Genomic DNA, 26745 nt, shown 5'->3' on the forward strand with positions numbered 1-26745 from the left:
GGTGGCTCGCCGCTGCGCGCGGCCTCCCCGCCTCAGTGCCGGCGGGGCGCCTCGCTCCCGGGTGGTCAGTCCTGGGTGGTCGGTCCCGGGACGGGGCGGCGGCGGGTCAGGAAGAGGAGGGTGGTGCCGAGGAGGAGGGCGGTGGTGCCGGCGATGGCGAGGGGGCGGGAGGCGGTGCCGGCGCCGGTGTCGGCGAGGTGGGTGGGGGCGGTCGGGGTGGGGGTGCGGTTGGTGTAGCCGGCGGTGAGCTGGGGGCAGGTGTACTTCTTCGCCGGGGCGGAGCCGCTCGGGAGCACCTCGGACTTGGCGGTGAAGGTGAGGCGGTGGTCGCCGATGGTGGTGGCCCGCAGCTGCAGGGTGAGCTTCTGGCCCGGGGCGAGCTGGTAGCTGCCGGTGTTGACGGGGGCCCCGGAGACGGTGAGGGGCTTCCAGGTGCCGCCGGGGGCGCGCAGTTCCGCGTCGAGGTCGCTGGTGCCGCCGTCGGCGAGGGCGACGGTGGTGGTCAGGTCCTTGACCGTCGTGGTGCTGATGTTGTCGAAGGTGACCGTGAGCTGCCCCGGGGTGCTGCTGCCGGTGACCGGCATCTGGACCGCCGTCGCGCCCTCCGGGCAGCCGGCGGGGGTGCCGGTCGCGGTCGGGGTGGCCGAGGGCGTCGCGGTGGGGCCGGAGCCGGCGGACGGAGTGTCCGTGGGGCCGGTCGTGGCGCTGGGGGCCGGGGCGGACGGCGTCACCGTCGGTGTCGCCGAGGGTGACGCGGACGGCGTCGCGGTGGGCGAGGAGTCGGCGGCGAGGGCGGGGACCGTACCGAGGGCGACCGGGCCGGCGGTGAGCACGAGGATGGTGCAGGCGGCGGGAAGGCGGGCGGGTCGCATCGGTGGGCTCCAGCGGTCGGGTCGGGGGTGCGCTCTGTGGGGAAGACCGCCGAGGGGCGCGAACGGTTGTCCGCGCCCCTCGGGTTCATCCGACGAGCGATCAGCTGTGCGCGCCGGCCTTGCGACGGCGCAGCACGAACAGGGTGCCGGCGCCGGCCGCCAGCACCGCCGCGCCGCCCAGGGCGATCGGCAGGGTGTTGGAGTCGGCACCGGTGTGGGCCAGCTCCGGACCGGCCGACGCCGAGGCGGACACGGAGGCCGCGGAGCCCGGGGCGGAGGCGGAGGCCGACGGGGCGGCGGCCGCGCTGGTGGCCGGGGCGGAGCCGGCGTCGACGACCTTGAAGAGGTCGGCGATGCGGTAGCTGCCGGTGAAGCCGCTGCAGCTGCCCTCCGGCCCCTGGCGAACGCCCGGGATGTCCTTGCTGGGGAAGGACTCGGAGTCGCCGCCGAGCTGGGCGAAGTAGTTGGTGCTGAGCGCCTTGTCGGTGGCCGCGATGCGCACCTGGAGGGTGAGCTTCTGGCCCTTGGCGAGCTTGAACGTGCCGAGGTCGGCCCGGATGTAGCTCATGTTGTTCTTGATGACGTCCTGGCTGACGGGCTTCCAGTCGCCGCCGGGGACCTTGGCCTGGAGTGCGAAGGCGTCCTTGCCCCAGGTGTGCGGGGGCTGGCCTTCCTCGGCGATGTCGGTGACGAAGAAGAAGGTGCTGAGCTTCTGCAGGTCGACGGGGGTGTTGTTCTCGAAGGTCACCGTCACCTCCTGCGCCGCACCGCCCTTGGTCAGCGTGGCGCCGGACAGGCCGCTGCCGGTGACCTTGAGGTCCTCGACGTGGTAGCCGCCGGGGCAGGGGATGTTGGGCGAGGGCACCGGCGCGGTCGGCACGTTGGTCGGCCGCGTGCCGGGGCCGCCGGTGGGGGCGGTCGGAGCCGGGGTGCCGGGCGTGGTCGCGGTGGCGGTGGCGGTGACGCTCGGGGTCGCGGTGGGGGTCGGGGTCGCGGGGACCCCGACGGCGCTCGCGGTGGCGGCGCCGACGGTGCCGCCGAAGGTGAGGGCGACCAGGGCCGCGGAGGCCAGAAGGCGGGAAGAGCGCACGATCGGTGCTCCAGCTATGGATGGAATGAGGCTGTCGTGGGCGACGCGGGGCCGGACGCGCGGGCGCCGGGCGCGCGGGTCGCGAGCGCGCACACTATCGAGCCGTGGTGGCCGGATCACGACGGGGGTGGCGCAGTTCGAGCGGTGCCGGACAGGACTTGTGTCGTTGGTGTACGGGGGGTTCCGCGTGCGGTGCACGACGGCTCCGGCGCGCGGTCCGCGGCGGCCCGTGGCGCCCCCGGTTGCCGGGGCCAGGGTGCGGTCGGACGATGGGGTGCATGATGCACCAGATGCGAGCCGAGTACGGCGCCGACGGCGAGGCCGGCGGGGTGCGGCTGTGGCACATGGTCCGGGGCGGGCAGAGCGTGGCGATGTGCGGCCGCGAGCTCGATCCGGGGGCTCCGGTGCGGGAGGCGGTGGACTGGGGGAAGACTCCCGAACTGTGCTGCCACACCTGCGGAGCGTACTTCCTGCGCGAGCAGCCGTACTTGGCGGCCGAGCACCCGTGAGGCCGGTGCCGCTGTGGTCGGCGCTACCGTGATCGGTATGGAGGAATCTTTCGTCCGGCCGCGGTCGTTGACCCGTGCGGCCGCCGGGCTGCGGTCCGGTGCGCCGGGCCTGCTCGAGCACGTGGACCGTCTCTGCGCTCTGGTCGAGCGGGTGGACCCGCTGATCCACGCCTTCGTGCCGGAGCCCGGGCGGCACGACCGACTGCGGGCGCGGGCACGGGAGTTGGCGGCGCGGTACCCGGAGCCGGCCGGGCGGCCGCCGCTGTACGGGGTGGCGGTGGGGGTCAAGGACATCGTGCACGTGGACGGGCTGCCGACGCATGGTGGTTCGGCGTTGCCGCCGGGGGTGTTGGCGGGCCCGCAGGCCGTGGTGGTGGACCGGTTGCTGGCGGCGGGGGCGATGGTCGCGGGCAAGACGGTGACCGCCGAGTTCGCGGCGAGCGCCCCGGGCCCGACCCGCAATCCGCACCATCCGGGGCACACCCCGGGCGGTTCCAGCAGCGGTTCGGCGGCGGCGGTCGCGGCGGGGCTGGTGCCGCTGGCGATCGGCACTCAGACGGTCGGTTCGGTGATCCGCCCGGCCGCGTACTGCGGGGTGGTGGGTTTCCGGCCGACGTACGGACGGATCCCGATCGCGGGCGTGATCCCGAACGCGCCGAGCTTCGACACCCTGGGCGTGTTCACCGCCGACCTGGCGGGTGCGGCGCTGGCGGCCCCGCTGCTCTGCGACGACTGGCGGACCGGAGCCGCCACGGACCTGCCCGTGCTCGGCGTGCCGGACGGCTCGTACCTGGAGCGGGCCGAACCCGCCGCGCTGCGCGCCTTCGAGGGGTGGGTGGAGCGGCTGGAGCTGACCGGGCTGACGGTGCGTCGGGTGCCGCTGTTCCCGCACTTCGCCGAGATCACCCGGCAGTTGCAGAACATCAACCGTTTCGAGCTGGCCCGCAGTCACGCCGACTGGTTCGCCCGGTTCGGCGCCCTGTACCGGCCGGAGACGGTGGCGAGCATTCGGGTCGGCCGGGGCGTCGCGGCCGAGGACCGGGCGGCCGCGCTGCAGTTCCGGCAGCGGTTGCGCGAGCAGGTGGCGGCGGCGACCGCCGAGGCCGGGGTGGACCTGTGGCTGGCGCCCTCGGCGACCGGCGGTGCGCCGGAGGGCCTGCACAGCACCGGGGACGCGGTGATGTCGCTGCCGTGGAGCTTCCTCGGCCTGCCCGCGCTGAGCCTGCCGGCCGGCCGGACCGAGGCCGGGCTGCCGCTCGGCCTCCAGGTGATCGGCGCGGCGGGCGGCGACGAACGGCTGCTCGCCCAGGCCGCCGTGCTGGAACGGGCGTTGGGCTAGGGTCGGATCGGCTGCGGCGGGTGTACGGGGAACGGTTCGACCTGGTGGTCACCCGGGGCCCGGCCGCCGGTGGATCACCGCGGAACCGACCGTCGTTGATCAGGTGATCGGATTCATTGCCGCTTGCCTGGAGGCTGCTGTCGTATGAAGCTCGTCGAACTGCACGCGCAAGCCATGGAGTTGGCCGTCGAGGTGGTGGACACCGTACGGCCGGATCAGCTGGACCTGCCCACCCCCTGCGCCGGTTGGACGCTGCGTCGGCTGCTGGAGCACTGCGTCGGCCAGCACCATGGCTTCGCCGCGGCCGCCCGCGGCGCCGGGCCCGACCTCGCGCTGTTCGCGGACGCCCCGGTCGACGCGGACCCGGCGGGCGTCTTCCGCCGGACCGGCGCCGACCTCACCGCCGCCTTCCGGGAGGCGGCCGCCGCCGACCGGGCGCTGTGGCTGCCCGAGATCCGCGACGGCGGACCGTTCCCGCTCGCGCAGGCGGTGGGCTTCCACCTGCTCGACACCCTGGTGCACGGCTGGGACGTCGCCGCCGCGCTCGGCACCCCGGGCGCGCTGGTCGCAGCGGTGGAGCACGACGACGCCCTGGCCGACGCGCTGTCGGCGGTGACCGAGGCCGTCCCGAACACGCCGGAGCACCGGGCGCCCGGCCGGGCCTTCCGCCCGGGCCTCGAACCCGGCGGCGCCGGCCGGTTCGACCGCGCCCTCGCACTGCTCGGACGGGACCCGGCCTGGAAGGCCTCCTAGGCCTCCTAGACCTTCCGGTCCCGGGTCTCGTCCGGGAAGCGCGGCCCGCCGATCAGGAAGAGCAGCGCCGCGGTCGGAAAGCCGAGTGAGGCGGCCGCCAACACGATGAACTGCCAGAACATCTTCCGCTCCTCGTCAGTCCCGGGCCGTCCGGACACCCGTAGGTGGTGCCAAACCTGACCGGCCCCGATCGGCCGAATCGTCCAGTCGCTATTCGACGGTATGGCCGAATCACCCCGGCTGCCACCGGGCGGCGGGCGCCGGCCCGCGCCACACCGACGCATGGGTCTGGGCGCGGGCCGGGGGCGGCGTCCACACTGTCGGGATGCAGCTACAGCTCGCAGGGGAAGCACGGCGGCCCGACCGCGAGAGCGAGGACTTCGCGGCGGCCTCGCCGGAGGCGCTGGTCCTGCTGGACGGCGCGAGTTCGCCGACCGGTCTGGAGTCCGGGTGCCGGCACGGAACGGCCTGGTACGTCCGTCGGTTGGGGGTGCACCTGCTCGCCCGGCTCACCGACCGCGTGGACCGCTCGATCGCCGAGTGCCTGGCCGATGCCATCGTGGAGACGGCCGCGCTGCACGGCGGCCGCTGCGACCTCGCCCACCCCAACACCCCCGCCGCGGTGGTGGTCGCGGCCCGGCGGCACGGCGAGTCGCTGGAGTACCTGGTGCTCGGCGACTCGCTGCTGGTGCTGGAGTTCAAGGACGGCCCGCCGAAGGTGATCGGGGACAACCAGCGCTTCCCCGACGGGGAGGGGCTGCGCCGCCAGGTCTGGGCGACCGTCCCCGGCTCGGCCGAGCGGGCCGCGCTGCACCTGGAGTACGCGCTGGCGCTGCGCGCCGCCCGCAACCGGGGCAACGGCCCGTGGATCGCCGCCGCCAGCCCGCGCGCGGCCGAGCACGCCGAGACCGGCTTCGTCCGGCTGGACCGGCTGCACGCGCTGGCCGCCCTCACCGACGGCGCCTCGCGCTACACCGAGCGTTTCGGGCTGGGCAGTTGGGGCGATGTACTGCGTTTGCTCGCGGAGTCCGGCCCGGGCGAGCTGATCGCCCAGGTCCGCGAGGTGGAGCGGGCGGACGCCGCCTGCGAGCGCTGGCCGCGCGGCAAGACCCACGACGACGCCTCGGCCCTCTACGCACTGCTGTAGCCGGGCCCGGACCGTGGGGTCCGGGCCCTCTCGGTGGAAGGGGTCAGTGAGCGTCGGTGGGGATGGTGCCGAGGCGGCCGGCCTGGAAGTCCTCCATGGCCTGCTGGAGTTCGCGGTGGCTGTTCATCACGAACGGGCCGTACCAGGCGACGGGTTCGCGGATCGGCAGGCCGCCGAGGAGGACGACCTCGAAGTTGGCGCTGCGCGAGTCCTGGGTCTCGTCGGCGCGGATGGTGAGGGAGTCGCCGTCGCCGAAGACGACCGCCTGGCCCATACCGAACGGGCGCCGCTCCTGGCCGGCCGAGCCCTTGCCGGCCAGGCCGTAGGCGAGGGCGTTGAAGTCGGAGCGCCAGGGCAGGGTGACCTGGGCGCCGGGGTTGATCGACGCGTGGATCATGGTGATCGGGGTGTGGGTGGCGCCCGGCCCCTGGTGGCCGTCGACCTCGCCGGCGATCACCCGGAGCAGCGCGCCGCCGTCCTCGGAGCTGAGCAGCTTGACGCTGCCGCCGCGGATGTCCTGGTACTTCGGGGCGATCATCTTGTCCGAGGCGGGCAGGTTGACCCACAGCTGGAGGCCGTGGAACAGGCCGCCGGACATGACCAGGGACTCCGGCGGGGTCTCGATGTGCAGCAGGCCGGAGCCGGCCGTCATCCACTGGGTGTCGCCGTCGGTGATGACGCCGCCGCCGCCGTGCGAGTCCTGGTGGACGAACGTTCCGTCGATGATGTAGGTGACCGTCTCGAACCCGCGGTGCGGGTGCCAGGGGGTGCCCTTCGGCTCGCCGGCCGCGTAGTCCACCTCGCCCATCTGGTCCATCATGATGAACGGGTCGAGGTACTTGGTGTTGATCTTGGCGAAGGCGCGGCGGACGGGGAAGCCCTCGCCCTCGTAGCCCTCGGGGGCGGTGGCCACGGTGAGGACGGGCCGGGCGCTCGCGACGGCCGGGTCCGGCGCGGTCACGCGCGGAAGGGTCAGCGGGTTGTCGACGGTCACGGCGGGCATGTCGGCCTCCTTCGGGGGGTGTCTCGCCTACCTGCACGAGATTAGTTCAACTCTCAACAACAAGCAAGTTGAAAATTGAACTATGTCTCGACAGGGGAGCGCGGGGCTCCTCTTCCAGGATGGGGCGGCCGTCCGCGAGGCGGTGGCCGACGGCCGCGGAGCGGTCGTCAGCCGTACATCCGGCGCATGGTGAAGTCGACCATCTGCTCGACGGCCTTGGCGTCGAACACCATCCGGTGCTCGCCCTCCATGTCCAGCGCGAAGCCGTAGCCGGTCGGCAGCAGGTCCAGGACCTCGGCGCCGGTGACGGTGAAGTGCTTGGAGTCCTTGCCGGCGTAGCGGCGCAGCTCCTTGAGCGAGCTGAACATCGGGATCACCGGTGTCGGGGTGTTGTGCAGTGCCAGGAAGCCGGGGCGGTCGCCGCGCGGGCAGTGCACCTTCGAGGTGATGAAGATCGCCTGGAAGTCCTCGACCGCCATCGAGCCGGTGGTGAAGGCCCGGACGGCGTCCGCCAGCGACGGCGGGGAGGGCTCGGGGTACAGCGACTGCTGGGACGCCTGCCCCTGTGCGCCGTACGCGTCGGGTCCGGGCATGCCGTTCATGCCCGGCTGCGGACCCGCCTGCTGCTGGTAGGGGTCACCCGGGTATGCGTTCTGGTCATATCCGTACACACGGACAGGCTAGCGGGAGCGCACCCGCCCGCGCTGGCGTCGATCCTGACAAGGAGTGGTCGCCCTGGCTGTGGGACGTGACCACGTTCATAGGCGATTCACCGCCAGGGGCTTGCCCAAGTTACCGCTGGGTAGCATCATGATGCCTACTGGTGGGTACGGGGCGCCCGAAAAGCGGCGGTCACCCGGAAGCGACGAACCGGAGAAAACAGGCCATGGGTCACTACAAGTCCAACCTGCGGGACGTGGAGTTCAACCTCTTCGAGGTGTTCGGTCGCGACCAGGTGTACGGCACCGGACCGTTCGCCGACATGGACGTCGAGACCGCGAAGAACATCCTGAGCGAGATCGCGCGCCTCGCCGAGAACGACCTCGCCGCGTCCTTCACCGACACCGACCGCAACCCGCCGGTCTTCGACCCGGAGACCAACACCGCCCCGATCCCGGCCACGTTCAAGAAGAGCTACCAGACCTTCATGGACGCCGAGTGGTGGCGCCTGGGCATCCCGGAGTCGATCGGTGGCCAGGTCACCCCGAACTCGCTGATCTGGGCCTTCGCCGAGCAGATCCTGGGCTCGAACCCCGCCATCTGGATGTACTCCTCCGGCCCGGCCTTCGCCGGCGTCATCGCCGAGGAGGGCACCGAGGAGCAGCTCGAGGTCGCCAAGCGCATGACCGACCGCCTGTGGGGCTCCACCATGGTCCTCACCGAGCCCGACGCGGGCTCCGACGTGGGCGCCGGCCGCACCAAGGCGATCAAGCAGGAGGACGGCTCCTGGCACATCGAGGGTGTGAAGCGCTTCATCACCTCGGGCGAGCACGACATGTCCGAGAACATCATCCACATGGTGCTGGCCCGCCCCGAGGGCGGTAAGCCGGGCACCAAGGGCCTGGGCCTGTTCATCGTCCCGAAGTACGACTTCGACTGGGAGACCGGCGAGCTCGGCGAGCGCAACGGCGCCTACGCCACCAACGTCGAGCACAAGATGGGCCTCAAGGCCTCGAACACCTGCGAGATGACCTTCGGTGCCAAGCACCCGGCCAAGGGCTGGCTGCTCGGCGAGAAGGTCGACGGCATCCGCCAGATGTTCAAGATCATCGAGTTCGCCCGCATGATGGTCGGCACGAAGGCCATCGCCACCCTCTCCACCGGCTACCTGAACGCCCTGGAGTACGCCAAGGAGCGCGTGCAGGGCGCCGACATCTCGCAGTTCCTGGACAAGACCGCCCCGCGCGTCACCATCACCCACCACCCGGACGTACGCCGCTCGCTGCTGACCCAGAAGGCCTACGCCGAGGGCATGCGCGCGCTGGTCCTGTTCACCGCGTCGGTCCAGGACGACATGCTGGCCGCCAAGCTGCGCGGCGAGCGCGACGAGGCCGCCGAGCGCCTGAACGACCTGCTCCTGCCGATCGTCAAGGGCTACGGCTCGGAGAAGTCCTACGAGCAGCTCGCCCAGTCCCTGCAGACCTTCGGTGGCTCCGGCTACCTGCAGGAGTACCCGATCGAGCAGTACATCCGCGACGCCAAGATCGACACCCTGTACGAGGGCACCACGGCGATCCAGGGCCAGGACTTCTTCTTCCGCAAGATCGTCAAGGACGGCGGCCAGGCGCTGACCGCCCTGAACGAGCAGATCCAGAAGTTCCTCGGCTCGGCCGAGGGCGGCGACGCCCTGGCCGCCGAGCGCAAGCTGCTCGCCACGGCCGCCGGCGACCTGGAGGCCATCATCGGCAAGCTGCTCGCCGACCTCTCCTCGGTCGAGCAGGACGTCAAGAACATGTACAAGGTGGGCCTCAACACCACCCGCCTGCTGATGGTCTCCGGCGACGTCGTGGTCGGCTGGCTGCTGCTGCGCCAGGCCGCGGTGGCCCTGGCCAAGCTGGAGGCCGGCGCCTCCGAGAAGGACGTGCCGTTCTACCAGGGCAAGGTCGCGGCGGCCCGCTTCTTCGCCAAGAACATCCTCCCGACCGTCGCTCCGCAGCGGGCGATCGCCGAGGGCATCGACAACGAGATCATGGAGCTGGCGGAGGAGGCCTTCTAAGGCCTGGCACCCCCTTCTGACCGCCTGACGAAAACCCTCACACCGAAGGGCCCGGCTGCCACCGGGCCCTTCGGTGTTCCTCCGCGCCTGTTCGTCCGCTAGGCGCTCCGCAGCGCCTGCAGCGGGTCCGTCCGGGCCGCGTGCAGGGCTGGGTAGAGGCCGGCCGGCAGGCCGACGACCGTGCCGATCAGCGGGGCGAACAGCGGCTGGCCGGACACCTCGGCGAGCAACTCGCCGGCCCTGACGGTGTCCCCCTGCTTCACCCCCAGCTTGGAGACGAACAGCTGGGTGACATCGGTCGAGGCGGCGGCCGGGACCACGTTGTACTGCGCGGGCGGGTACACCACCGCGCGGGCGGCCACCGAGGGCGTCAGCACCTGGCTGACCACCGGCGCGGTGAGCAGGCTGTTCGGTGGCGGCGCGGTCTGCGCGGCCCGCTCCGCCGGGGACTTCACCAGCGTCGCCGCCCCCACCCCGCCCACCGCCACCAGTGCGGCGGCCGGCGCCACCCCCAGCAGCACCCTCCGCCGCCGCGCGGCCCGGGACCGGGCGGGGGGCGGCGGCGGTTCGACGGTCTCGTCGGCGGTACTCGTCGTTGTGGTCAACAGGGCACTCTCCCCGGGGACTTCACCGCTACCAGTGTCATCCGCCCGGCAGCCGGGCGGATGTGAGCGAACGTGTGGCCGTCACCTGCTCGTGCCGTCGGCGACGAGGTGGCCGGCCTTGCGGAGCAGGTCCTCGTTCCGCGGCTTGTGCGCGGCGAGCTTGGCCGCGCCGGCCTCGCCCGGCACGGCGGGGCCGACGTGTGCGAACGCGTCGGACGGTTCGCACGGGACAGATCCTCTCCCGGGAGGGCTCGGAGAGCCAGGAATTTGGACTGGAACTTCGTTGTGAAATCGGCGAGTTGCCATTAGGCGTCTTACGTTTCGAGACGGATGGATCGCTATGCCCTCCATCGGAGTCGATGCCGTGGTGACGCGTGCCACACGGATGTCGGGTATTCGATCGAATGCCCGTGGTGAGTTCCGGACTCGGATCGGCTCGGGGGTGGGGATGGAATCGCGCTCGGAGTTGCCGGTGGGGGAGTCGGTGCAGCGGTTGGAGGCACCGAAGGCCGGCTGAGCCGAGGGCGGGGACGGCCGTACCCGAACCACAGGAACTCTCCGGGCGGGCGGAGTTCGGCGCGGGGCGGTCCGCGGGTGTGTCCGGGTTCCGCGCCGATGAGAGCTTCCGAATGCCATGTCCGTGTACGGGCATATGCTCAAGGTGCGAAGCCGACTCCCCATCCGGCTTCGGCCCTCCCTCGACCCAGGAGCAGTATGTCGACCGCCGCCCGCCGGGCATTTTTCGACCGGACGCACACCGACGACCTGATCGCGTTCCTCGGCACCTCGCCGTCCCCGTACCACGCGGTCGCGAGCGCCGCCGAGCGCCTGGAGAAGGCGGGATTCCGTCAGGTCGCCGAGACGGACGCCTGGGACGGGGCGGCCGGAGGGCGCTACCTGATCCGCGGCGGTGCGCTGATCGCCTGGTACCTGCCGGAAGGGGCCGGCGCGGAGACGCCGTTCCGCATCGTCGGCACTCACACCGACTCGCCCAACCTCCGGGTCAAGCCGCTGCCGGACACCGGTTCGGCCGGCTGGCGGCAGGTCGCGGTGGAGATCTACGGCGGGGTGCCGCTGAACACCTGGCTCGACCGTGACCTCGGGCTGTCCGGCAGACTCGCGCTCAAGGACGGTAGTGCGCGGCTCGTCCAACTGGACGAGCCGCTGCTGCGCGTGCCGCAGCTCGCCATCCACCTGGACCGCCAGGTCAACGACGGCATGAAGCTCGACCGGCAGCGCCACGTCACCCCGATCTGGGGCCTCGGCCCGGTGGACGAGGGTTCCCTGATCTCCTACGTCGCCGAGCGGGCCGGTCTGGCCGTCGAGGACGTGGTCGGCTGGGACCTGATGACCCACGACGTCCAGCCCGCCTCCTACCTGGGCCGCGACCGCGAGCTGCTGGCCGCCCCGCGGCTGGACAACCTGCTGTCGGTGCACGCGGCCACCGCCGCGCTCGCCGCCGTGGCGACCGCCGCCGCCGAAGGCGCCGTCGAGCTGCCGTACATCCCGGTGCTGGCCGCCTTCGACCACGAGGAGACCGGCAGCGAGTCCGACACCGGCGCACAGAGCCCGATGCTCGGCAATGTGATCGACCGGACGATCCACGCCCGCGGCGGAAACCCGGAGGACCGTGCCCGGGCGCTGGCCGGCACCGTCTGCCTCTCCTCGGACATGGGCCACGCCGTCCACCCGAACTACACCGAGCGGCACGAGCCGGGCCACCACCCGATGCCGAACGGCGGGCCGATCCTCAAGGTCAACGTCAACAACCGCTACGCGACCGACGGCGTCGGCCGGGCGGTGTTCGCCGCGGCCTGCGAGAAGGCCGGCGTGCCGTGGCAGACCTTCGTGTCCAACAACGCCATGCCCTGCGGGACGACCATCGGCCCGATCACGGCGGCGCGGCTGGGCATCAAGACGGTGGACTGCGGCATCGCGGCGCTGTCCATGCACTCGGCGCGCGAGCTGTGCGGTGCGGAGGACCCGTACCTGCTGGCGAGCGCGATCAAGGCGTTCCTGGAGGGCTGAGCCCCCTGGTGAAGCGGCGGGGCCCGGCGGACGTGATGTCCGCCGGGCCCCGCCGCTTTCGGCTGCCGCCTCTTCCGGTTGCCCGGTTACTTCGGTTGCCCGGTCACCCCGCTGCCCGGTTACTCCATCCCGGCCAGGACCAGCGGGAGGCGGCGGGCGCCGTCGGCGACCAGCTTCACCGGCACGCCCCAGTCCTGCTGGTGCACGTGGCAGGCCGGGTACTCGATCTCCGGGTCGTCGTCGCAGGAGGCCGCCATCGCCGAGACGTGCAGGACGCCCTCGGTGACCTGGTCGGAGAGCACCAGCTCACGGGAGAGGGCGGAGTCCGCGCCCGCACCGGAGACCAGCAGCTCGGGCGGGGTGGAGCTGACCAGCAGGCGGGTGGACGGGCCGTAGCGCTCGTCCAGCTTCTGGCCGCTCGGCGCCTCGAAGACCACGTCCAGCTGGAAGGCGCCGGGGGCGACCTCGGTGGCCGCGCGCTGGGTGCGGTGCGCCACCGACTCGACCTGGACGGCCTCCTCGGGCAACCGCAGCCGGGTCAGCCGGTGCCGGGCCGACTCGACGACCACGATGTCGCCGTCCACCAGCACCGCGCCGGAGGGCTCGCGCAGGTCGGTGGCCAGGGTGGTGACCTCGCCGCTCGCCGGGTCGAAGCGGCGCAGCGCGTGGTTGTAGGTGTCGGCGACGGCCACCGAGCCGTCCGGCAGCACGGTGACGCCCAGCGGGTGCTGGAACAGGGCCTGGTCGGCCGCGCCGTCGCGGTGCCCGAAGTCGAACAGGCCGGTGCCGACGGCGGTTTGGACCGTCTTCGTTCCACGTGAAACGAACCGCAGCGCCGAGGTCTCGGAGTCGGCGACCCAGAGCCTCTCGCCGTCCGCGGAGACCGCCAGCCCGGACGGCTGGGCGAACCAGGCCTCGGCGACGGGGCCGTCCACCAGGCCCTCGTTGGTGGTGCCGGCCGCGACGCCGACGGTGCCGGCGGCCGGGTCGTACGCCCACAGCTGGTGCACGCCGGCCATCGCGATCCACACCCGGCCGTCGAACCAGGCGACGTCCCACGGCGAGGAGAGGTCCACCTCGCGGGCCGGGCCCTCGGTGGCCGAGCCCTGCCACCACTGGCGGCCGGTGCCGGCCAGGGTGGTGACGCTCCCGTCGGCCAGCCGGACGCCGCGCAGCGCGTGGTTGACGGTGTCGGCGACGATCACGTCGTAGTCGGAACCCTCCGGAAGCAGCGCGAGGCCCTGCGGCTCGCTGAACCGGGGCCTGGTGCCGTCCACCAGGCCGCGCTGGCCGTCACCGATCCGGCGCACCACCGTCTCGCCGTCCTCGGCCAGCTCCACCAGGCTGTGGTGGCCGGAGTCGGCGACCAGGAGGTTGCCGCTCGGCAGCCGGACCGCCTTGCCGGGGAACTTGAGGTCCCCGGCGGTCGGCTCGGGCGCCACGTACGGGCCGTCGCCGCGGCGCAGCGTGCCCTTGGCGGCGTGCTCGGCCTCCAGCTCCTCGACCAGCCGGGCGATCGCGTGGGCGTGCCCCTCTCCGGCGTGCTGGGCGACCACGTACCCCTCCGGGTCGATCACCACCAGCGTCGGCCAGGCCCGGACGGCGTACTGCTTCCAGGTCACCAGCGCCGGGTCGTCCAGCACCGGGTGGTGCACCTCGTACCGGGCCACCGCGTCCACCACGGCCTGGTGGTCGGCCTCGTGCACGAACTTCGGCGAGTGCACTCCGACGATCACCACGGTGTCGCGGTGCTTCTCCTCCAGCTCCCGCAGCTCGTCCAGGACGTGCAGACAGTTGATGCAGCAGAAGGTCCAGAAGTCCAGGACGATGATCTTGCCCCGGAAGTCGGCGAGCGTGAGCTCCTTGCCGCCGGTGTTCAGCCAACCGCCTGCCCCGACCAGCTCGGGGGCGCGTACACGTGCACGAGATGCCATGCCTGTATCCAACCCCATCGGCGGTGGACGGCATTCCGGGTGGGGTCAGGCGAGCAGTCGGAGGTCGGTGACGGGCTGGACGGCGGCCTCGTGGCGGGTGAGGCGGTCGTTGATCCACAGGGTGACGTCGGTCTGCTCGCCGGGGCGGGTCAGCTCGGCGACGAGGCGGTCGGAGAAGGCGTCGAGCTCCTCGGGGGTGACCCGGTGGCCGGTGAAGCGCGCGGTGTGGTGGAACGGCAGCTCGGCTGCGCGGAGGGCGAGGCTCTCGGTGACGGCGTCGGCGGCCTCGGCGGGCGGAGGGATGAGGCGGGCGGTTCGGGTGGAGGTCCAGTAGCCGGCTGGGTCGTCGATGTCGAAGGCGCTCTCCACCAGGCCGCCCCCGGGCCAGCGCAGGTGAAGGCCGGCGTCGACGGACACGGGGTGCTCCTATGGGCCTTCCGGGGGGGGGCGGTGGGGCTCGGGTGCTACGGCTGCGGAAGATCGGCCTGCCAGCGGATTTCGCCGTCCTGGGTGTGCGGGGTGGGGCGTAGGCCGAGGGCGTGGGCGATGCGGGCCGAGGCGTGGTGGTCGGGGTGGATGTGGGCGACGGCGGTGGTGATGCCGACGGCGGTGAGGTGGGTGAGGAGGGTGCGGGCGGCTTCGGTGGCGAGGCCGCGGCCCTGCCAGGGGGTGCCGACCACCCAGGCGAGTTCGGCTTCGGAGACTTCGGAGACTTCGGAGCGGACGGTGGCCTGGACATAGCCGGTCAGGGCGCTGTCGGCGCGCAGTCGCAGGACCCAGTTGCCCCAGGCCTCGGCGGGGTCGGGGGAGCCGGCGGCCAGGCGGGCGCAGCGGGCGCGCATCTCCTCGGGGGTGGCCGGGCGGCCGCCGGTGAAGATGTGCAGGGCGGGGTCGGCGAGGGCGGCGGTCAGTTCGTCGGCGTGTTCGGAGGCGAGCGGCAGCAGGTCGAGGCGCTCGCTGTGCAGCGGGGTGTCGAGGTCGGGTCGCATGACGGTATTGAACGCGGCCGCGTGGCGGTGCTTCGTGCCGGGTGGGGGGTCGGGTCGAATGGGGACGGACACCCGACGACGGAGGAGGCTGTGGTGCGGTACCTGGTCAGGGAGAAGCTGTTCGCGGTCGGCGACGACTACTGGATCGAGGACGACCGGGGGCGCAAGGCCTTCCTGGTGGACGGCAAGGTGCTGCGGCTGCGGCACACCTTCGAGCTGAAGGACTCGCACGGGCGGGTGGTCGCGGTGGTGAAGGAGAAGATGCTCACCGTCCGCGACGCGATGAAGGTCGAGGACGCCGACGGCGAGGTGATCGCGACCGTCCGGGAGAAGCTGTTCACCCCGTTCCGGGACAAGTACCTGGTGGAGCTGGCCTCCGGCGGCGAGCTGAAGATCCACGGCAATCTGATCGACAAGGACTACCGGGTCGAGAACCACCACGGCGACGAGCTCGCCCGGATCTCCCGCAAGTGGTTCCGGGTCCGCGACACCTACGGCGTGGAGATCGCCGACGGCGCGGACACCGGGCTGCTGCTGGCCGTCGCGGCCTGCGTGGACCACCTGGTGGCGGAGGAGCACTGAGGCTGGAGCACCGGGCGGCCCTCGCCGTTCCGGCAGACACCCGGTACGTGGGCGGGGACGCCGGGTGCGCGGCGCTGCACGACGTGGCGCTGCTCAGCGGAGCGCCGGTTGGAGCTCGGCAGCGGCGAGGAGGACCTGACCGGGGTCGTCGACCTGCTGCGACGGTGAGGGGCGGCCGGTAACGTACCGGCATGGCTGACCTTGAAGAACGCGCCAACGTCGTCGCGTCCGGCTCTCGGCAGACCGGTGCGGGGGTGGGCGTCCGACGGCGTCGCGCCGCCGACCTCGCCGACTGCGTCCGGGTGCTGTCCGACGTCCACACCGTCGACGGCTACCCCGCCGACTGGCCCGAGCGGCCCGCCGCCTGGCTCACCCCGGACGGCCTGCTGGCCGCCTGGGTCGCCGAGGCGGGGGGCCGGATCGCCGGGCACGTCGGAATCTCCCGCAGTGACCCGGGCGATGTCGCCCCCGGTCTGTGGAGCCTGCGGACCGGCGGGCGCCCCGAACTGACCGCCGTGATCGGCCGCCTGTACGTCGCCCCGGCGGCGCGCGGCCACGGGACCGGCGCCCGACTGCTGGCGAGCGCCGTGGTGCACGCGCGGGCGCTCGGGCTGCACCCCGTGCTCGACGTGCTCGCCACCGACACCGCCGCCGTGACCCTCTACCGCCGCCTGGGCTGGGCCCTGCTCGGTAGCGGCGAACAGCGGTGGGCCTCCGGCCGTACGGTCCTGATCCACTGCTTCGCCGCGCCGAGGGGGTGAGCTGTCCCAAGCCCGCCCCCAGCCTGCCGAGCCCCGGCCCGCTGAGCGTCAGCCCGCCGTCCTCCAGCCCGCGGAGCGTCAGCCCGCCTGGCGCTCGGCGGCCGGGCGGCGGCGCATGGCCGGGGTGGTGAGGGCCGGCGGCTGCCAGACGCCGTCGGCCTGGTAGAGGTTCGTGCCGGGCGGCACGATGGCGTCGATCCGGTCCAGGACGGCATCGTCCAGGACCAGGTCGGCGCCCTTGAGGGCGGAGTCCAACTGCTCCATGGTGCGCGGGCCGAGGATCACCGAGGTGACCGCGGGGTGGGCCAGCGGGAAGGCCACGGCCAGCTCGGGCAGGGTGCGGCCGAGCTCCTCGGCGAGATCGGTGAAGGCCTCGACCGCGTCCAGCTTGGCGGCCGTGGTGGGCAGCGCAGGGTCGAAACGGCCCGGGTTGATGGCGGCGCGGCCGCGGGTGAGGTCGATCTCCAGGCCCTTGCGGTAGCGGCCGGTGAGGAAGCCGCCGGCCAGCGGGCCCCAGGTCAGCGCGCCCATCCCGAGCCGCTGCACCACCGGCAGCACGTCCCGCTCCACGCCGCGGGCGAGCAACGAGTACGGCGGCTGTTCGGTGCGGAAACGCGGCAGGGCGCGGCGCTCGGCGACGTGGTGGGCGTCCACGATCTGCTCGGCGGGGAAGGTCGAGCAGCCGAAGGCGCGGATCTTGCCGGCCCGGACGAGGTCGCCGAGGACGGAGAGGGTCTCCTCGATGTCCGTGGTGTGGTCCGGCCGGTGGATCTGGTAGAGGTCGATCCGGTCGGTGCGCAGTCGGCGCAGGCTCTCCTCGATCTCGCGGACGATCCAACGCCGGGAGTTGCCGCCCCGGTTGCGGCCCTCGCCCATCGGGAAGTGCGCCTTGGTGGCGAGCACGATGTCGTCCCGGTCGCCGCGGGCGGCCAGCGTCTTGCCGACGATCTCCTCGGACTCGCCGGCCGAGTAGATGTCGGCGGTGTCGATGAAGTTGATGCCCCGGTCGAGCGCGGCGTTGACGATCCGGGCGCAGTCGTCGTGGTCCGGGTTGCCGATCGCGCCGAACATCATCGTGCCGAGGCAGTAGGCGCTCACTTCGATGCCGGTGCCGCCGAGGACGCGGTAGCGCATGGTTGTGCTCCCCCTGGTGGTGGGTCGGTGATGCGGTGGTGCGTCAGAGGCTAGGAGTTGGAGTGCGCTCCAAGGCAAGGGCCTGCCGTGGATCCCTCGGGAGGGGGAGTCGGATCGTCGTTCCGGCGGACGCCGGGGTGCGGCGGCGCGGGCGAGCCTGGGGCCATGGCGAAGCAGGGGTGGGGCAGGAACGGTTGGGCGGTGGCCGGTTGGGGTGTCGGCTACGGCGGGTTCGGGCTGGGCTGCGCGCTGAGCGGGACCGCACTGTGGGGCGCCTCCTGGTTGGGGTGGGTGGTCGCCGGGGTGGGCCTGGCGGCGGCCGTGGCCGGGTGGGTGGCGGTACGGCTGGGGCCGGTGCGATGGCTGACGGGGGCGCTGTGGCTGTTGTGCGGGCTGGCCGCGGTGGCGGCCTGGAGCCTGCTGATGGATGTGGTGACGCTGATGTTCGGGCAGAGCGTGGACAGCGTCGCGGACGCGGTGCACAAGGCGCTGGCGGCGGTCGGGGCGCTGCTGCTGGCCGCTGCCGCCCGGGCCGGGCGGCCGGTCGTCCGAGCGGCGGCTCCCCCCGCGGCCCCGTCGTCGGCCCCGGCCACCGTCCAACTCGCGGCCTGGGCGGGGACCTTGGCCTTCGTTCCGTATGTGGTGATGAAGCTGATCTGGGCCTTCGGCGGCAGTTTCGCCGGGATCAGCGGTGACCAGATGTACGCCGGCTACGTGCACAACGGCTCCTCCGGGCTCTGGCTCGCCCTGGAGCGCTGGGGGCTGGACGGCACGGTGCTGCTGGCGGCGATCGGGGTGTTCCTGCTCTGGGGGCTGGTGCGGCCGTGGGGGCAGGTGTTCCCGCGCTGGACCCTGCCGCTGCGCGGCCGTCGCGTCCCGCGTTGGCTGCCGCTCACCCCGGCGCTGATCGGCGCGGCCACGCTGGTGCCCTACGGGCTGGTCGGGATCGGCTACCTCGCGCTGTGCGCGGTCGGGGTGTTCGGCATCCGGCAGGGCGAGCTCGCCACGGCCGAGCAGGCGCTGCAGGTGGGCTGGGTCGGGGCGTGCGCCTTCGCCGGGTACGGCGTGGCGCTGGCGGTGGCGGCCCGCTCGTACTGGCTGCGGACCGCGGAGTGAGAGTGGAGGTGTTTGCTGAGATGGCAACAAAGCTTGCCGACACAGGATGGTCGGTCGCAGCCTGGCGTCGGAGGTGAGCGCCATGAGCGAGATGAGGACGACGGAGCGCTACGACGTGGTGGTGGTCGGCGCGGGCACGGCGGGACTGAGCACCGCCCTGGTGCTGGGCCGGGCCCGGCGGCGGGTCGCGGTGGTGGACGCGGGTGAGCCGCGCAACGCCCCCGCCGCGCACATGCACGGCTACCTGAGCCGGGACGGCATGCCCCCGGCGGCGCTGCTGGCGGTCGGGCGGGAGGAGGTCGCCCGGTACGGGGCGGACCTGATCGACGGGCGGGTCGAGCACATCGAGGCCGCCGAGTCGGTCGAGCCCGGCTTCGTGGTGCACCTGGCCGGTGGGCCGGTGCTGCACGCCCGTCGGGTGGTGGTCGCCACCGGCCTGCGCGACGGACTGCCGGAGCTGCCGGGCCTGGCCGAGCGCTGGGGCGTCGACGTGCTGCACTGCCCGTACTGCCACGGCTGGGAGGTCCGCGACCGCCCGCTCGGGGTGCTCGGCACCGGCCCGGGCGCGGTCGACCAGGCGCTGATCCTGCGGCAGTGGTCGGCCGACGTGGTGCTGCTCGCGCACACCCTCGCGTTGACCGATGCCGACCGGGAGCGGCTCGCCGCCCGGGGTGTTCGGGTGGTCGAGGGCCGGATCGTCCGCCTGGTCGCCGACGACGGGCGACTGCGCGGCATCGAGCTCGCCGACGGGCAGGTGGTGCTGCGCGAGGCGGTGTTCGTCTTCCCGCAGCCGGTGCCCCGGGACGCGCTGCTCTTCGGCCTCGACTGCGAGCGGGACGACAACGGCTGGGTCACCACCGACCGGACCGGGCGCACCGGCGTGTCCGGCGTCTGGGCGGTCGGCAACGTCGCCGACCCGCGCGCCCAGGTGGTCACCGCCGCCGGGATGGGCGCGGCCGCCGCATTCGCGCTGGACCACGACCTCGCGGCGGAGGAGGTCGAGCGGGCGGTCGCCCTCCTCGCCGATCGGCGGGGTCGCGCGTCCGACGCCGCCGTACCCGCCTGAGCGGGAAGCTTTCGTCGACCCACCGACAACCCACGACGCACCATCCGGGAGGAGAGGCCATGTCCTCGCACCAGCACCAGCACCAGCATCAGCATCAGGACCAGGATCAGCACGGCCACGGTCACCAGCACGGCCACGGCCACGGCCACGGCCACGTCCCCGCCGCCGACCTGGACTGGGACGCCCTCGCGGCGCACCTGGAGCAGGAGGCCGACCTGCGCGCCGGAGCCGTCACCGAGGCCGCGCGCTGGCTGTTCGGTCTGTCCGGCCTGTCCGGCGAAGGCGGCGTACGCAGGGCCCTCGACGTCGGCAGCGGTCCCGGGGTGATCGCCGGGCTGCTCGCCGAGGTCTTCCCGGCGGCCGAGGTGGTCGCCGTCGACCAGTCGGCCGCCCTGCTGGAGCGCGCCCGGACCCGCTCCGGCGGTCGGCTGGGCACCCAGCAGGCCGACCTGCCCGCCGAGTTCGAGAAGCTCGGTGAGGCCGACCTGATCTGGTCCGGCAACGCGATCCACCACCTCGGCGACCAGCAGGCCGCGCTCACCGCTCTGGGCGCGCGGCTGCGGCCCGGCGGCCTGCTCGCCGTCGCCGAGAGCGGCCTGCCGCCGCGCTTCCTGCCCCGGGACTTCGGCCTCGGCCGGCCCGGCTTCCAGGCCCGGCTGGACGCGGCCCACGAGGACGGCTTCAGCGCCATGCGCGCCGAACTTCCGGACACCACCGAGGAGATCGAGGACTGGCCGGCCATGCTGCGCCGGGCCGGACTGGTCCCCAGCGGCACCCGCACCTTCCTGGTCGACCACCCGGCGCCGCTCGCCCGTCCCGTCCGGGAGTACCTGCACACCCAGCTCCGCCGCCGCCACGACCAGCTGGCCGAGGCGCTCATCCCGGAGGACCGCGCCACGCTGGAGGCCCTCCTCGCCGAGGACGCCCCCACCGGCATCCTCAACCGCCCGGATGCCTTCTACCTCTCCGCCATGACCGTCCACACCGCCCGCCGGGCCTGACCCCGGGCCCGCGGGCACCCGAGCCGCCCCGTCGCCGCGCTTGCGAGACCGCGGCGACGGGGCTCCGGGCCGCTGTCGGGCCTGCCGCCCGGGCTCCGGCTATCGTCGCGGCTCCGGGATACCGTCCGTGCTCCCGCTACCGTCGGGGCATGACAGCGAACCAGCAGGGCTTCGTCGTGGTGACCACCACCCACGAGAGCGAGGAGCAGGCCCGCTCCCTCGCCGCCGCCGTGGTGCGGGAGCGCTTGGCGGCCTGCGCGCAGGTGTACCCCGTCCGGTCGGTGTACTGGTGGGACGGCGAGGTGCAGGACGCCGAGGAGTGGCGGATCGACCTCAAGACCCGGGCCGGACTCGCCGACCGCCTCGCCGGGTTCATCGCCGGACGGCACTCGTACGAGACGCCCGAGGTGATCGCCGTACCGGTGGTCTCCGGCAGCCCCGGCTACCTGGCCTGGGTGGCGGAGGAGACGGCCGGACCGCTCAGGACGTGACCTCCAGGAAGGCCAGCACCGCCCGCACCCGGCGGTGGTCCTCCTCGGAGGGTGGCAGGTCGAGCTTGAGGAAGATGTTGGCGGTGTGCTTCTTCACCGCCCGTTCCGTGATCACCATCCGCTCGGCGATCGCCGCGTTGGAGCGCCCCTCCGCCATCAGCTCCAGCACCTCGCGCTCACGGGGCGTCAGCCGGTCCAGCGGCTTGCGCCGTTCGGTGCTGCTGACCAGCATGGCGATCACCTGCGGGTCCAGCACGGTGCCGCCCGCTGCCACCCGCTGGACCGCCTCCACGAACTGGTCGGGGTCGAAGACCCGGTCCTTCAGCAGGTAGCCGATCGCGCCGCTGCCGTCGGCGAGCAACTCCTTGGCGTAGAGCTGCTCGACGTACTGGGACAGCACCAGCACCGGCAGTCCGGGGATCTGCCGCCGTGCCGCCAGCGCCGCCTGGAGGCCCTCGTCGGTGAACGTCGGGGGCAGCCGTACGTCGACCACGGCCACGTCCGGGCGCTCGGTGAGGAGGGCCTGCAGGAGGTCCGGTCCGGTGTCGACCGCGGCCACGACCTCGAAGTCGTAGGCCTGCAGCATCCGGACCAGACCGTCCCTCAGGAGGAAGAGGTCCTCGGCGAGGACAACTCGCACGGCAGCTCCATGGTCAGGGTCGTGGGGCCGCCGAGCGGGCTGTGGACGGCCAGGGCTCCGTCGAAGGTAGCAAGCCGCCGTTCCAGGCCGCGCAGCCCGGTGCCGCGCGAGGGGTCGGCGCCGCCCCTCCCGTCGTCGATGACCTGGGCCTTCAGCAGGCCGTCCTGGTACCAGAGTTGGACGTCCACGTGCTCGGCGCCGGAGTGCTTGGCGGCGTTGGTCAACGCCTCCGAGACGGCGAAGTAGAAGGCCGACTCGACCGGCGCCTCGGCCCGGCCCGGCAGTTCGGCGACCACGGTCACGTCCAGCGGGCTGTCCATGCCCAACGCCCTTTCAGCCTGGCCCTGCTGCCGCAGCGCGGCGTCGGCCTGTACGTGACCCTCAACGGCGACGGCGTCGACAGCACCGGCGGCTGGGCCACCCAGCAGGTGCTCAACGCCTTCCTCGACCGCTTCTACCCTGCCGCCCCCGCCGCCCCGACCGTGCCGATCGCCACCGCCCCGATCACCACGGGCCTGGACCGCTACACCGGCGACTACCGCTCCACCCGCACCAGCCGCAGCAACCTCACCAAGGCCGCCGCCCTGATGGGCTCGCTGCACGTCACCGCCGCCGACGGTCGGCTCACCGTCACCGGCCCGGTCACCCGTGACCCGGAGGCCGAGGAGACCCACTGGGAGCAGATCGAGCCCGGTCTGTTCCAGCAGGTCGGCGGCACCGCGCGGATCGCCTTCCCCACCGGCGCCGACGGCGCGGTGACCGCCCTGCTGACCGACGCCGACCCGACCGTCGCCTACCAGCCGCTCGCCTGGTACCAGGCCCCCGGCCTGCACCGGATCACCGCCCTGGCCGGCCTGGCCGTGCTCGCCCTGACCCTGCTCGGCTGGACGGTCGGCGCGCTGGTGCGGCTGGTGCGCCGCCGGGGCCGGGCAGGCCAGCCGGCCGTACGGCTGCTCGGCGCGGCCGTCAGCACCCTGCTGCTCGCCGCCACCGCCTGCTTCGCCCTGCTGACCGCGGACCCCAACGAGCTCAACCAGACGCTGTTCCTGGCCGACTCGCCGCTGTTGACCGTCGTCCCGGTGCTGGTGCTGGCCGCCCTGGCGCTGACCGCGCCGATGCTGGTCTGCACGGTGCTGGCCTGGCGCCGCCGCTGGTGGGGCGTCCCCGGGCGGCTGCACTACACCGCCCTGACGCTGGCGTCCCTGCTGCTCCTGCTGCTCGCCGGGGCGTACGACCTGGCCGGGACCAGCGCGCTGGACCTGCTCGGCTGAGTGCGGAAACCGGCAGGCGGGGCCCGGGAACCCCCGGGCCCCGCCTGTTCGTCGTCCTAGCCCTCGATCAGCCCTCGACCAGCTGTCGACCAGCCCTCGACTAGCTGTCGGCGCCGCCGAAGCGCGCCGTCCAGGCCGCCAGGTCCTCGTCCGTGATCTTCGCGAACAGCACCGGCGGCACCGTGAACGCCGTCCCCGCCGGGATCAGGTCCAGCGCCCGCGCCTCCTCCGCGCCGACCCAGGTACGGGTGGCCGCCGGCGAGTCCTCGGGCAGGGCGAAGGCGCCGCGCATGGCCGCCGCCGCGGTCGGGATGAACGGCTCGGAGACCACCGCGTACAGGTGGATCAGGTTCATCGCCGTCCGCAGCGTCAGCGCCGCCGCCTCCGGGTCGGTCTTCACCTGCAGCCAGGGCGCCTTCTCGTCCAGGTAGGCGTTGCCCGCGCTCCACAGCGCGCGCAGGCTCTGCGCCGCCTTGCGGAAGTTGAGCGCGTCCAGCTGGGCCTCGTACTCGGCCAGCAGGGCGGCGATCTGCTCGCCGAGGCGCTGCTCGGCCTCGCCCGCCGGGTGCCCGCCGGGGACGTCGTCACCGAAGCGCTTGCGGCTGAAGGAGAGCACCCGGTTGACGAAGTTGCCGAGGGTGTCGGCGAGGTCCTTGTTGACCACCGAGGCGAAGAGGTCCCAGGTGAAGCTGGAGTCGTCCGACTCGGGCGCGTGCGCCATCAGGAAGTAGCGCCAGTAGTCGGCCGGCAGCAGCTCCAGCGCGACATCGGTGAAGATGCCGCGCTTCTGGCTGGTGGAGAACTTCCCGCCGTAGTACGTCAGCCAGTTGAAGGCCTTGACGTAGTCGACCTTCTTCCACGGGCGGCGGGAGCCGAGGATCGTCGCCGGGAACATCACGGTGTGGAACGGGACGTTGTCCTTGGCCATGAACTCGGTGTAGCGGACGGTCCGGTCGGCCTCGTACCACCAGGACCTCCAGTCCCGCAGGTGCCCGGCCGGGGCGGCGTCCGCCCACTCCTTGGTGGCGCCGATGTACTCGATCGGGGCGTCGAACCAGACGTAGAACACCTTGCCCTCGGCGGCCAGTTCGGGCCACACGTCGGCCGGCACCGGGACGCCCCACTCCAGGTCACGGGTGATCGAGCGGTCCTGCAGGCCTTCGGTCAGCCACTTGCGGGCGATGGAGGAGGCCAGCACCGGCCAGTCGTCGCCGTTGGCGGCGATCCACTGCTCGACCTCCTCGGTCAGCTTCGACTGCAGCAGGAACAGGTGCCGGGTCTCCCGGACCTCCAGGTCGGAGCTGCCGCTGATCGCCGAGCGCGGCTCCAGCAGGTCGGTCGGGTCGAGCACCCGGGTGCAGTTCTCGCACTGGTCGCCGCGCGCCTTGTCGTAGCCGCAGTGCGGGCAGGTGCCGACGATGTAGCGGTCCGGCAGGAAGCGGCCGTCGGCGTTGGAGTACACCTGGCGGACCGAGCGCTCCTCGATGAAGCCGTTGCGCTGCAGTTCGCGGGCGATCTCCTGGGTGATCTCCCGGTTCTGCGCCGAGGAGCTGCGGCCGAAGTGGTCGAAGGAGAGCCCGAAGCCGTCGTACACCGCCTTCTGCGCGTCGTGCGCCTGGGCGCAGAACTCGGCGACCGGCAGCCCGGCCTCCTGCGCGGCCAGCTCGGCGGGTGTGCCGTGCTCGTCGGTGGCGCAGATGTAGAGCACCTCGTGGCCGCGCTGGCGCAGGTAGCGGGAGTAGACGTCCGCCGGGAGCATGGACCCGACCATGTTGCCCAGGTGCTTGATCCCGTTGATGTACGGAAGGGCGCTGGTGATCAGGTGGCGAGCCATCCTCGGATGCTCCGATTTCTCCCGCACGCGCACCCCACCCGGAGTGCTGTGCCAGGCGCAGGGGTCCACTGTGGGCTGCCAAGCCTACCGCCGCAGGGGCCCGCGCAGCGGCCGCGTCGTACGGGCGTCGGCCTCACGGCCGGGTGAAGTCGGCGTACCGGTCGAACTCCCCGTCCTTCACCCCGCGGACGAACGCCGCCCACTTGCGCGGCGTCGTCCGCACGATCGCCTCGGGGCGGTCCGACTCGCGGATCTCCACCAGCCCGCCCGCCGCTCTGACCTCGACGCAGTCGGTGCTCTCACCGCTGGCCGACGACTTGCGCCACACGTTCAGCCGTATGTTCATGAGAAGTCTTTCAGTAAGGCCCGGATGAAGTCCCGGGACTCGTCCGTCCCGAGCGCGATCGCCGCGGTCTTCTCCTTGATCCGGCGGTAGGAGTCCAATTCGGCTTCGGTGTGCACGAACGTCGGCCCGTGGGAGAGGTCGATCTGGACGGTGTCCAGCTCCGGGACCGGCCCGCGGGCGAGATACAGGCTCTCGCCGGACCCGGTGTAGGTGGGGACGCTGAACGGGATCACCCTGACCTCCAGCCCCGGCCGTTCGGAATTCTCCAGCAGGTTCCGCAACTGCTCGCGCAGCACTTCCGGACCGCCGAACTGCATCCGCAGCGCGGATTCGTGCAGGACCGCGCTGTACGGCTTCGGGTGGTCGACGAAGATCTGCTGGCGCCGGATCCGGAATGCCATCCGGGCCTCCGCCTCCTGCCGGACGTGCGAGGGGAGCCGCTCGAACACCGCGGCCGCGTACGCCGGGGTCTGCAGCAGGCCGGGGACGAAGGTGCTGTTCAGGATGGACAGCGAGACCGCGTGGTGTTCCATCTCCGCGATGTCGATGATCCCGCTCGGCATCCGGCCCCGGTAGCCGTCCCACCAGTACTTCCGCCGGTCCTGCGTCATCGTGAGCAGCGCGTCCAGGTACGGGCCGTCGGCGCAGCCGCAGGTGCGCGCCCAGATCCGCAGCCGCTCGGCGCTGATGCCCGACTTCCCGTTCTCCATCTGGGAGATCTTGGGCAGGTCGGTGCCGATCGTGGCGGCCAGGCTCTTGGGCGTCACGCCCACACGTTCGCGCATCTTGCGCAGCTCGATCCCGAGGCGCTGCTGGCGCACGGTCGGCGACAAGCGGGGTGGCATGACTCTCTTCTCCGGATCGCGGCTACGGTCGATGCTTCCGGTGAAGTGTGCCGTGGACACCGGGCCCTAGCTAGCGAAATGGGGGATACCCCACGATGGAGTGAACGTTCACTCGCTCGGTAGCAACTCTGGCACCCTGACTCTAAGGTCGTACGTGTCACTCGCTGACTTGTTGTCGCCTAAACAGTCGCCAAGTCGCCATTCAGCCCTGTCAATCAGCCTTAAACGCGCATCAGATGCATGGCCAGGGCGCTCGACATCACCGACCGGAGGCAGCCGTGCCCCTTCCCTCGCCTCTCCGCCTTGCCCGCCGCCTTCCCCACCGCATTTCCGCAACCCGGTGAACGCCCTCCTGGTTGCCGGACTGTCGGCTCTCCTCCTCGCCGTCCTCTTCGTCGGCTGGCTGGTCTGGCTGGTCAACATGCAACCCCGGCTACCCCGCCCCGCGAAGCGCGGCTTCGCCGCCCGCCATTCCACCGCTGGCAAGCGGAACCGAGGGGCGTGACCGGCCCCCGTTCCCTTCCTCCCGCCCGGTCGCCCGTCGCTGTTCCTTCTCCTTCGTGGGGGGGGGGGGGGGGGGGGGCGCGGGGCCCCCCCCCCCCCCCCAAAAAAAAGTGGGGGCCCCCCAAAACCTGGGGGGGGGCGGGGCGGGAAAGGGGAACAGGAAAGTGGG

27 protein-coding genes and 2 pseudogenes are annotated in these 26745 nt (G+C 72.7%); 15 read left to right on the plus strand and 14 right to left on the minus strand.

Going from position 1 to position 26745, the window contains the following annotated elements; all coding sequences use genetic code 11:
* Positions 1-65: 65 nt before the first annotated feature.
* Positions 66-872 carry an LPXTG cell wall anchor domain-containing protein gene (locus ABZW30_RS37040; RefSeq protein WP_355675667.1) on the minus strand — a complete coding sequence of 269 codons (807 nt, stop codon included), beginning with the start codon at positions 870-872 and terminating at the stop codon, positions 66-68.
* A 100-nt stretch (positions 873-972) separates the two neighbouring features.
* Entirely contained in the window at positions 973-1962 is a 990-nt protein-coding gene (locus ABZW30_RS37045; protein WP_355675668.1) for an LAETG motif-containing sortase-dependent surface protein, read from the minus strand.
* A gap of 278 nt (positions 1963-2240) precedes the next feature.
* Here ABZW30_RS37045 and ABZW30_RS37050 point away from each other — a divergent pair, with 278 nt between their 5' ends.
* The 4 genes from ABZW30_RS37050 (at position 2241) to ABZW30_RS37065 (ending at position 5710) form a co-directional block, all read left to right on the plus strand.
* Positions 2241-2471 (plus strand): hypothetical protein, encoded by a 231-nt coding sequence (locus ABZW30_RS37050; protein WP_355675669.1) that lies wholly within the window; start codon positions 2241-2243, stop codon positions 2469-2471.
* Between the two features lie 37 nt (positions 2472-2508).
* On the plus strand, positions 2509-3810 hold the full coding sequence (locus tag ABZW30_RS37055; protein ID WP_355675670.1) for an amidase: 1302 nt from the start codon (positions 2509-2511) through the stop codon (positions 3808-3810).
* A 144-nt stretch (positions 3811-3954) separates the two neighbouring features.
* A complete protein-coding gene (locus ABZW30_RS37060) occupies positions 3955-4563 on the plus strand; it encodes a TIGR03086 family metal-binding protein (RefSeq protein WP_355675671.1) in 609 nt (202 codons plus the stop codon).
* Between the two features lie 325 nt (positions 4564-4888).
* Entirely contained in the window at positions 4889-5710 is an 822-nt protein-coding gene (locus ABZW30_RS37065) for an integrase (RefSeq protein WP_355675672.1), read from the plus strand.
* Between the two features lie 43 nt (positions 5711-5753).
* Here ABZW30_RS37065 and ABZW30_RS37070 read toward each other — a convergent pair whose 3' ends face one another.
* Positions 5754-6713 carry a pirin family protein gene (locus ABZW30_RS37070; RefSeq protein WP_355675673.1) on the minus strand — a complete coding sequence of 320 codons (960 nt, stop codon included), beginning with the start codon at positions 6711-6713 and terminating at the stop codon, positions 5754-5756.
* Positions 6714-6880: 167 nt separating this feature from the next.
* The gene (locus tag ABZW30_RS37075) at positions 6881-7315 is read right to left on the minus strand and encodes an SseB family protein (protein WP_355675692.1); all 435 of its coding nucleotides are present in this window, start codon (positions 7313-7315) and stop codon (positions 6881-6883) included.
* Between the two features lie 284 nt (positions 7316-7599).
* On the opposite strand from ABZW30_RS37075, the gene ABZW30_RS37080 reads away from it, so the two are divergent.
* On the plus strand, positions 7600-9429 hold the full coding sequence (locus ABZW30_RS37080) for an acyl-CoA dehydrogenase (RefSeq protein ID WP_355675674.1): 1830 nt from the start codon (positions 7600-7602) through the stop codon (positions 9427-9429).
* A gap of 98 nt (positions 9430-9527) precedes the next feature.
* Here the strand turns inward: ABZW30_RS37080 and ABZW30_RS37085 are convergent, their stop codons facing one another.
* Positions 9528-10034, minus strand: a complete 507-nt coding sequence (locus ABZW30_RS37085; protein WP_355675675.1) for a hypothetical protein — start codon at positions 10032-10034, stop codon at positions 9528-9530.
* Positions 10035-10748: 714 nt separating this feature from the next.
* On the opposite strand from ABZW30_RS37085, the gene ABZW30_RS37090 reads away from it, so the two are divergent.
* On the plus strand, positions 10749-12062 hold the full coding sequence (locus tag ABZW30_RS37090) for a M18 family aminopeptidase (protein ID WP_355675676.1): 1314 nt from the start codon (positions 10749-10751) through the stop codon (positions 12060-12062).
* A 119-nt stretch (positions 12063-12181) separates the two neighbouring features.
* Here the strand turns inward: ABZW30_RS37090 and ABZW30_RS37095 are convergent, their stop codons facing one another.
* From ABZW30_RS37095 to ABZW30_RS37105, 3 genes are read right to left on the minus strand one after another with little or no spacing between them, the layout of a single operon-like run.
* Positions 12182-13996: an NHL domain-containing thioredoxin family protein gene (locus ABZW30_RS37095; protein WP_355675677.1), complete on the minus strand. Its 1815-nt coding sequence runs from the start codon at positions 13994-13996 to the stop codon at positions 12182-12184.
* 45 nt (positions 13997-14041) lie between these two features.
* Positions 14042-14413, minus strand: coding sequence for a hypothetical protein (locus ABZW30_RS37100; RefSeq protein WP_355675678.1), 372 nt, complete (start codon positions 14411-14413; stop codon positions 14042-14044).
* 47 nt (positions 14414-14460) lie between these two features.
* Positions 14461-14985: a GNAT family N-acetyltransferase gene (locus tag ABZW30_RS37105; protein ID WP_355675679.1), complete on the minus strand. Its 525-nt coding sequence runs from the start codon at positions 14983-14985 to the stop codon at positions 14461-14463.
* 93 nt (positions 14986-15078) lie between these two features.
* Here ABZW30_RS37105 and ABZW30_RS37110 point away from each other — a divergent pair, with 93 nt between their 5' ends.
* The 3 genes and pseudogenes from ABZW30_RS37110 to ABZW30_RS37120 all read left to right on the plus strand — a co-directional run bounded on the left by ABZW30_RS37110 (position 15079) and on the right by ABZW30_RS37120 (position 16328).
* The gene (locus ABZW30_RS37110) at positions 15079-15567 is read left to right on the plus strand and encodes an LURP-one-related family protein (RefSeq protein WP_355675680.1); all 489 of its coding nucleotides are present in this window, start codon (positions 15079-15081) and stop codon (positions 15565-15567) included.
* 5 nt (positions 15568-15572) lie between these two features.
* A pseudogene (locus ABZW30_RS37115) lies at positions 15573-15665 on the plus strand (NAD(P)-dependent oxidoreductase); the annotation flags it as partial.
* A gap of 93 nt (positions 15666-15758) precedes the next feature.
* Positions 15759-16328, plus strand: a complete 570-nt coding sequence (locus ABZW30_RS37120) for a GNAT family N-acetyltransferase (protein ID WP_355675681.1) — start codon at positions 15759-15761, stop codon at positions 16326-16328.
* A gap of 78 nt (positions 16329-16406) precedes the next feature.
* On the opposite strand, the gene ABZW30_RS37125 is transcribed toward ABZW30_RS37120, so the two are convergent.
* Positions 16407-17462 carry an aldo/keto reductase gene (locus tag ABZW30_RS37125; RefSeq protein ID WP_355675682.1) on the minus strand — a complete coding sequence of 352 codons (1056 nt, stop codon included), beginning with the start codon at positions 17460-17462 and terminating at the stop codon, positions 16407-16409.
* A 165-nt stretch (positions 17463-17627) separates the two neighbouring features.
* On the opposite strand from ABZW30_RS37125, the gene ABZW30_RS37130 reads away from it, so the two are divergent.
* The 4 genes from ABZW30_RS37130 to cutA all read left to right on the plus strand — a co-directional run bounded on the left by ABZW30_RS37130 (position 17628) and on the right by cutA (position 21136).
* The gene (locus tag ABZW30_RS37130; protein WP_355675683.1) at positions 17628-18578 is read left to right on the plus strand and encodes a hypothetical protein; all 951 of its coding nucleotides are present in this window, start codon (positions 17628-17630) and stop codon (positions 18576-18578) included.
* Positions 18579-18660: 82 nt separating this feature from the next.
* Complete coding sequence (locus ABZW30_RS37135; RefSeq protein ID WP_355675684.1) at positions 18661-19644, plus strand: NAD(P)/FAD-dependent oxidoreductase; 984 nt, start codon at positions 18661-18663, stop codon at positions 19642-19644.
* A 59-nt stretch (positions 19645-19703) separates the two neighbouring features.
* On the plus strand, positions 19704-20645 hold the full coding sequence (locus ABZW30_RS37140) for a class I SAM-dependent methyltransferase (RefSeq protein WP_355675685.1): 942 nt from the start codon (positions 19704-19706) through the stop codon (positions 20643-20645).
* 149 nt (positions 20646-20794) lie between these two features.
* Positions 20795-21136, plus strand: coding sequence for a divalent-cation tolerance protein CutA (gene cutA / locus ABZW30_RS37145; RefSeq protein WP_355675686.1), 342 nt, complete (start codon positions 20795-20797; stop codon positions 21134-21136).
* Here cutA and ABZW30_RS37150 read toward each other — a convergent pair.
* Both ABZW30_RS37150 and ABZW30_RS37155 read right to left on the minus strand, forming a co-directional pair.
* Positions 21126-21776, minus strand: a complete 651-nt coding sequence (locus ABZW30_RS37150) for a response regulator transcription factor (RefSeq protein ID WP_355675687.1) — start codon at positions 21774-21776, stop codon at positions 21126-21128. The two genes, cutA and ABZW30_RS37150, sit on opposite strands and share 11 nt — an antisense overlap.
* Positions 21740-22114, minus strand: a pseudogene (locus ABZW30_RS37155) (ATP-binding protein); the annotation flags it as partial. The pseudogene ABZW30_RS37155 and the gene ABZW30_RS37150, both read right to left, overlap by 37 nt.
* Positions 22115-22150: 36 nt before the next feature.
* Between ABZW30_RS37155 and ABZW30_RS37160 the strand changes: the two are divergent.
* A complete protein-coding gene (locus ABZW30_RS37160) occupies positions 22151-23047 on the plus strand; it encodes a hypothetical protein (RefSeq protein WP_355675693.1) in 897 nt (298 codons plus the stop codon).
* Positions 23048-23147: 100 nt separating this feature from the next.
* Here the strand turns inward: ABZW30_RS37160 and metG are convergent, their stop codons facing one another.
* From metG to ABZW30_RS37175, 3 genes are all read right to left on the minus strand, one after another.
* On the minus strand, positions 23148-24881 hold the full coding sequence (gene metG / locus ABZW30_RS37165) for a methionine--tRNA ligase (RefSeq protein WP_355675688.1): 1734 nt from the start codon (positions 24879-24881) through the stop codon (positions 23148-23150).
* A gap of 133 nt (positions 24882-25014) precedes the next feature.
* A complete protein-coding gene (locus tag ABZW30_RS37170) occupies positions 25015-25227 on the minus strand; it encodes a DUF397 domain-containing protein (protein WP_355675689.1) in 213 nt (70 codons plus the stop codon).
* Positions 25224-26072 (minus strand): helix-turn-helix transcriptional regulator, encoded by an 849-nt coding sequence (locus ABZW30_RS37175; protein WP_355675690.1) that lies wholly within the window; start codon positions 26070-26072, stop codon positions 25224-25226. Before ABZW30_RS37175 ends, ABZW30_RS37170 begins: the two co-directional genes overlap by 4 nt.
* Before the next feature lie 340 nt (positions 26073-26412).
* Between ABZW30_RS37175 and ABZW30_RS37180 the strand changes: the two genes are divergently transcribed.
* Positions 26413-26577: a hypothetical protein gene (locus ABZW30_RS37180; RefSeq protein WP_355675691.1), complete on the plus strand. Its 165-nt coding sequence runs from the start codon at positions 26413-26415 to the stop codon at positions 26575-26577.
* The last annotated feature ends 168 nt before the right edge of the window (positions 26578-26745 follow it).

This window comes from Kitasatospora sp. NPDC004669 (assembly GCF_040609455.1).
Lineage (GTDB): Bacteria > Actinomycetota > Actinomycetes > Streptomycetales > Streptomycetaceae > Kitasatospora.

Bases quoted from the DNA above. Each gene is read 5' to 3' on its own strand.
- ABZW30_RS37040 (WP_355675667.1), bottom strand. From the start codon at position 872: ATGCGACCCGCCCGCCTTCCCGCCGCCTGCACCATCCTCGTGCTCACC.
- ABZW30_RS37050 (WP_355675669.1), top strand. From the start codon at position 2,241: ATGATGCACCAGATGCGAGCCGAGTACGGCGCCGACGGCGAGGCCGGC.
- ABZW30_RS37055 (WP_355675670.1), top strand. From the start codon at position 2,509: ATGGAGGAATCTTTCGTCCGGCCGCGGTCGTTGACCCGTGCGGCCGCC.
- ABZW30_RS37060 (WP_355675671.1), top strand. From the start codon at position 3,955: ATGAAGCTCGTCGAACTGCACGCGCAAGCCATGGAGTTGGCCGTCGAG.
- ABZW30_RS37065 (WP_355675672.1), top strand. From the start codon at position 4,889: ATGCAGCTACAGCTCGCAGGGGAAGCACGGCGGCCCGACCGCGAGAGC.
- ABZW30_RS37070 (WP_355675673.1), bottom strand. From the start codon at position 6,713: ATGCCCGCCGTGACCGTCGACAACCCGCTGACCCTTCCGCGCGTGACC.
- ABZW30_RS37075 (WP_355675692.1), bottom strand. From the start codon at position 7,315: ATGAACGGCATGCCCGGACCCGACGCGTACGGCGCACAGGGGCAGGCG.
- ABZW30_RS37080 (WP_355675674.1), top strand. From the start codon at position 7,600: ATGGGTCACTACAAGTCCAACCTGCGGGACGTGGAGTTCAACCTCTTC.
- ABZW30_RS37090 (WP_355675676.1), top strand. From the start codon at position 10,749: ATGTCGACCGCCGCCCGCCGGGCATTTTTCGACCGGACGCACACCGAC.
- ABZW30_RS37095 (WP_355675677.1), bottom strand. From the start codon at position 13,996: ATGGCATCTCGTGCACGTGTACGCGCCCCCGAGCTGGTCGGGGCAGGC.
- ABZW30_RS37105 (WP_355675679.1), bottom strand. From the start codon at position 14,985: ATGCGACCCGACCTCGACACCCCGCTGCACAGCGAGCGCCTCGACCTG.
- ABZW30_RS37120 (WP_355675681.1), top strand. From the start codon at position 15,759: ATGGCTGACCTTGAAGAACGCGCCAACGTCGTCGCGTCCGGCTCTCGG.
- ABZW30_RS37125 (WP_355675682.1), bottom strand. From the start codon at position 17,462: ATGCGCTACCGCGTCCTCGGCGGCACCGGCATCGAAGTGAGCGCCTAC.
- ABZW30_RS37130 (WP_355675683.1), top strand. From the start codon at position 17,628: ATGGCGAAGCAGGGGTGGGGCAGGAACGGTTGGGCGGTGGCCGGTTGG.
- ABZW30_RS37135 (WP_355675684.1), top strand. From the start codon at position 18,661: ATGAGCGAGATGAGGACGACGGAGCGCTACGACGTGGTGGTGGTCGGC.
- ABZW30_RS37140 (WP_355675685.1), top strand. From the start codon at position 19,704: ATGTCCTCGCACCAGCACCAGCACCAGCATCAGCATCAGGACCAGGAT.
- cutA (WP_355675686.1), top strand. From the start codon at position 20,795: ATGACAGCGAACCAGCAGGGCTTCGTCGTGGTGACCACCACCCACGAG.
- metG (WP_355675688.1), bottom strand. From the start codon at position 24,881: ATGGCTCGCCACCTGATCACCAGCGCCCTTCCGTACATCAACGGGATC.
- ABZW30_RS37170 (WP_355675689.1), bottom strand. From the start codon at position 25,227: ATGAACATACGGCTGAACGTGTGGCGCAAGTCGTCGGCCAGCGGTGAG.
- ABZW30_RS37175 (WP_355675690.1), bottom strand. From the start codon at position 26,072: ATGCCACCCCGCTTGTCGCCGACCGTGCGCCAGCAGCGCCTCGGGATC.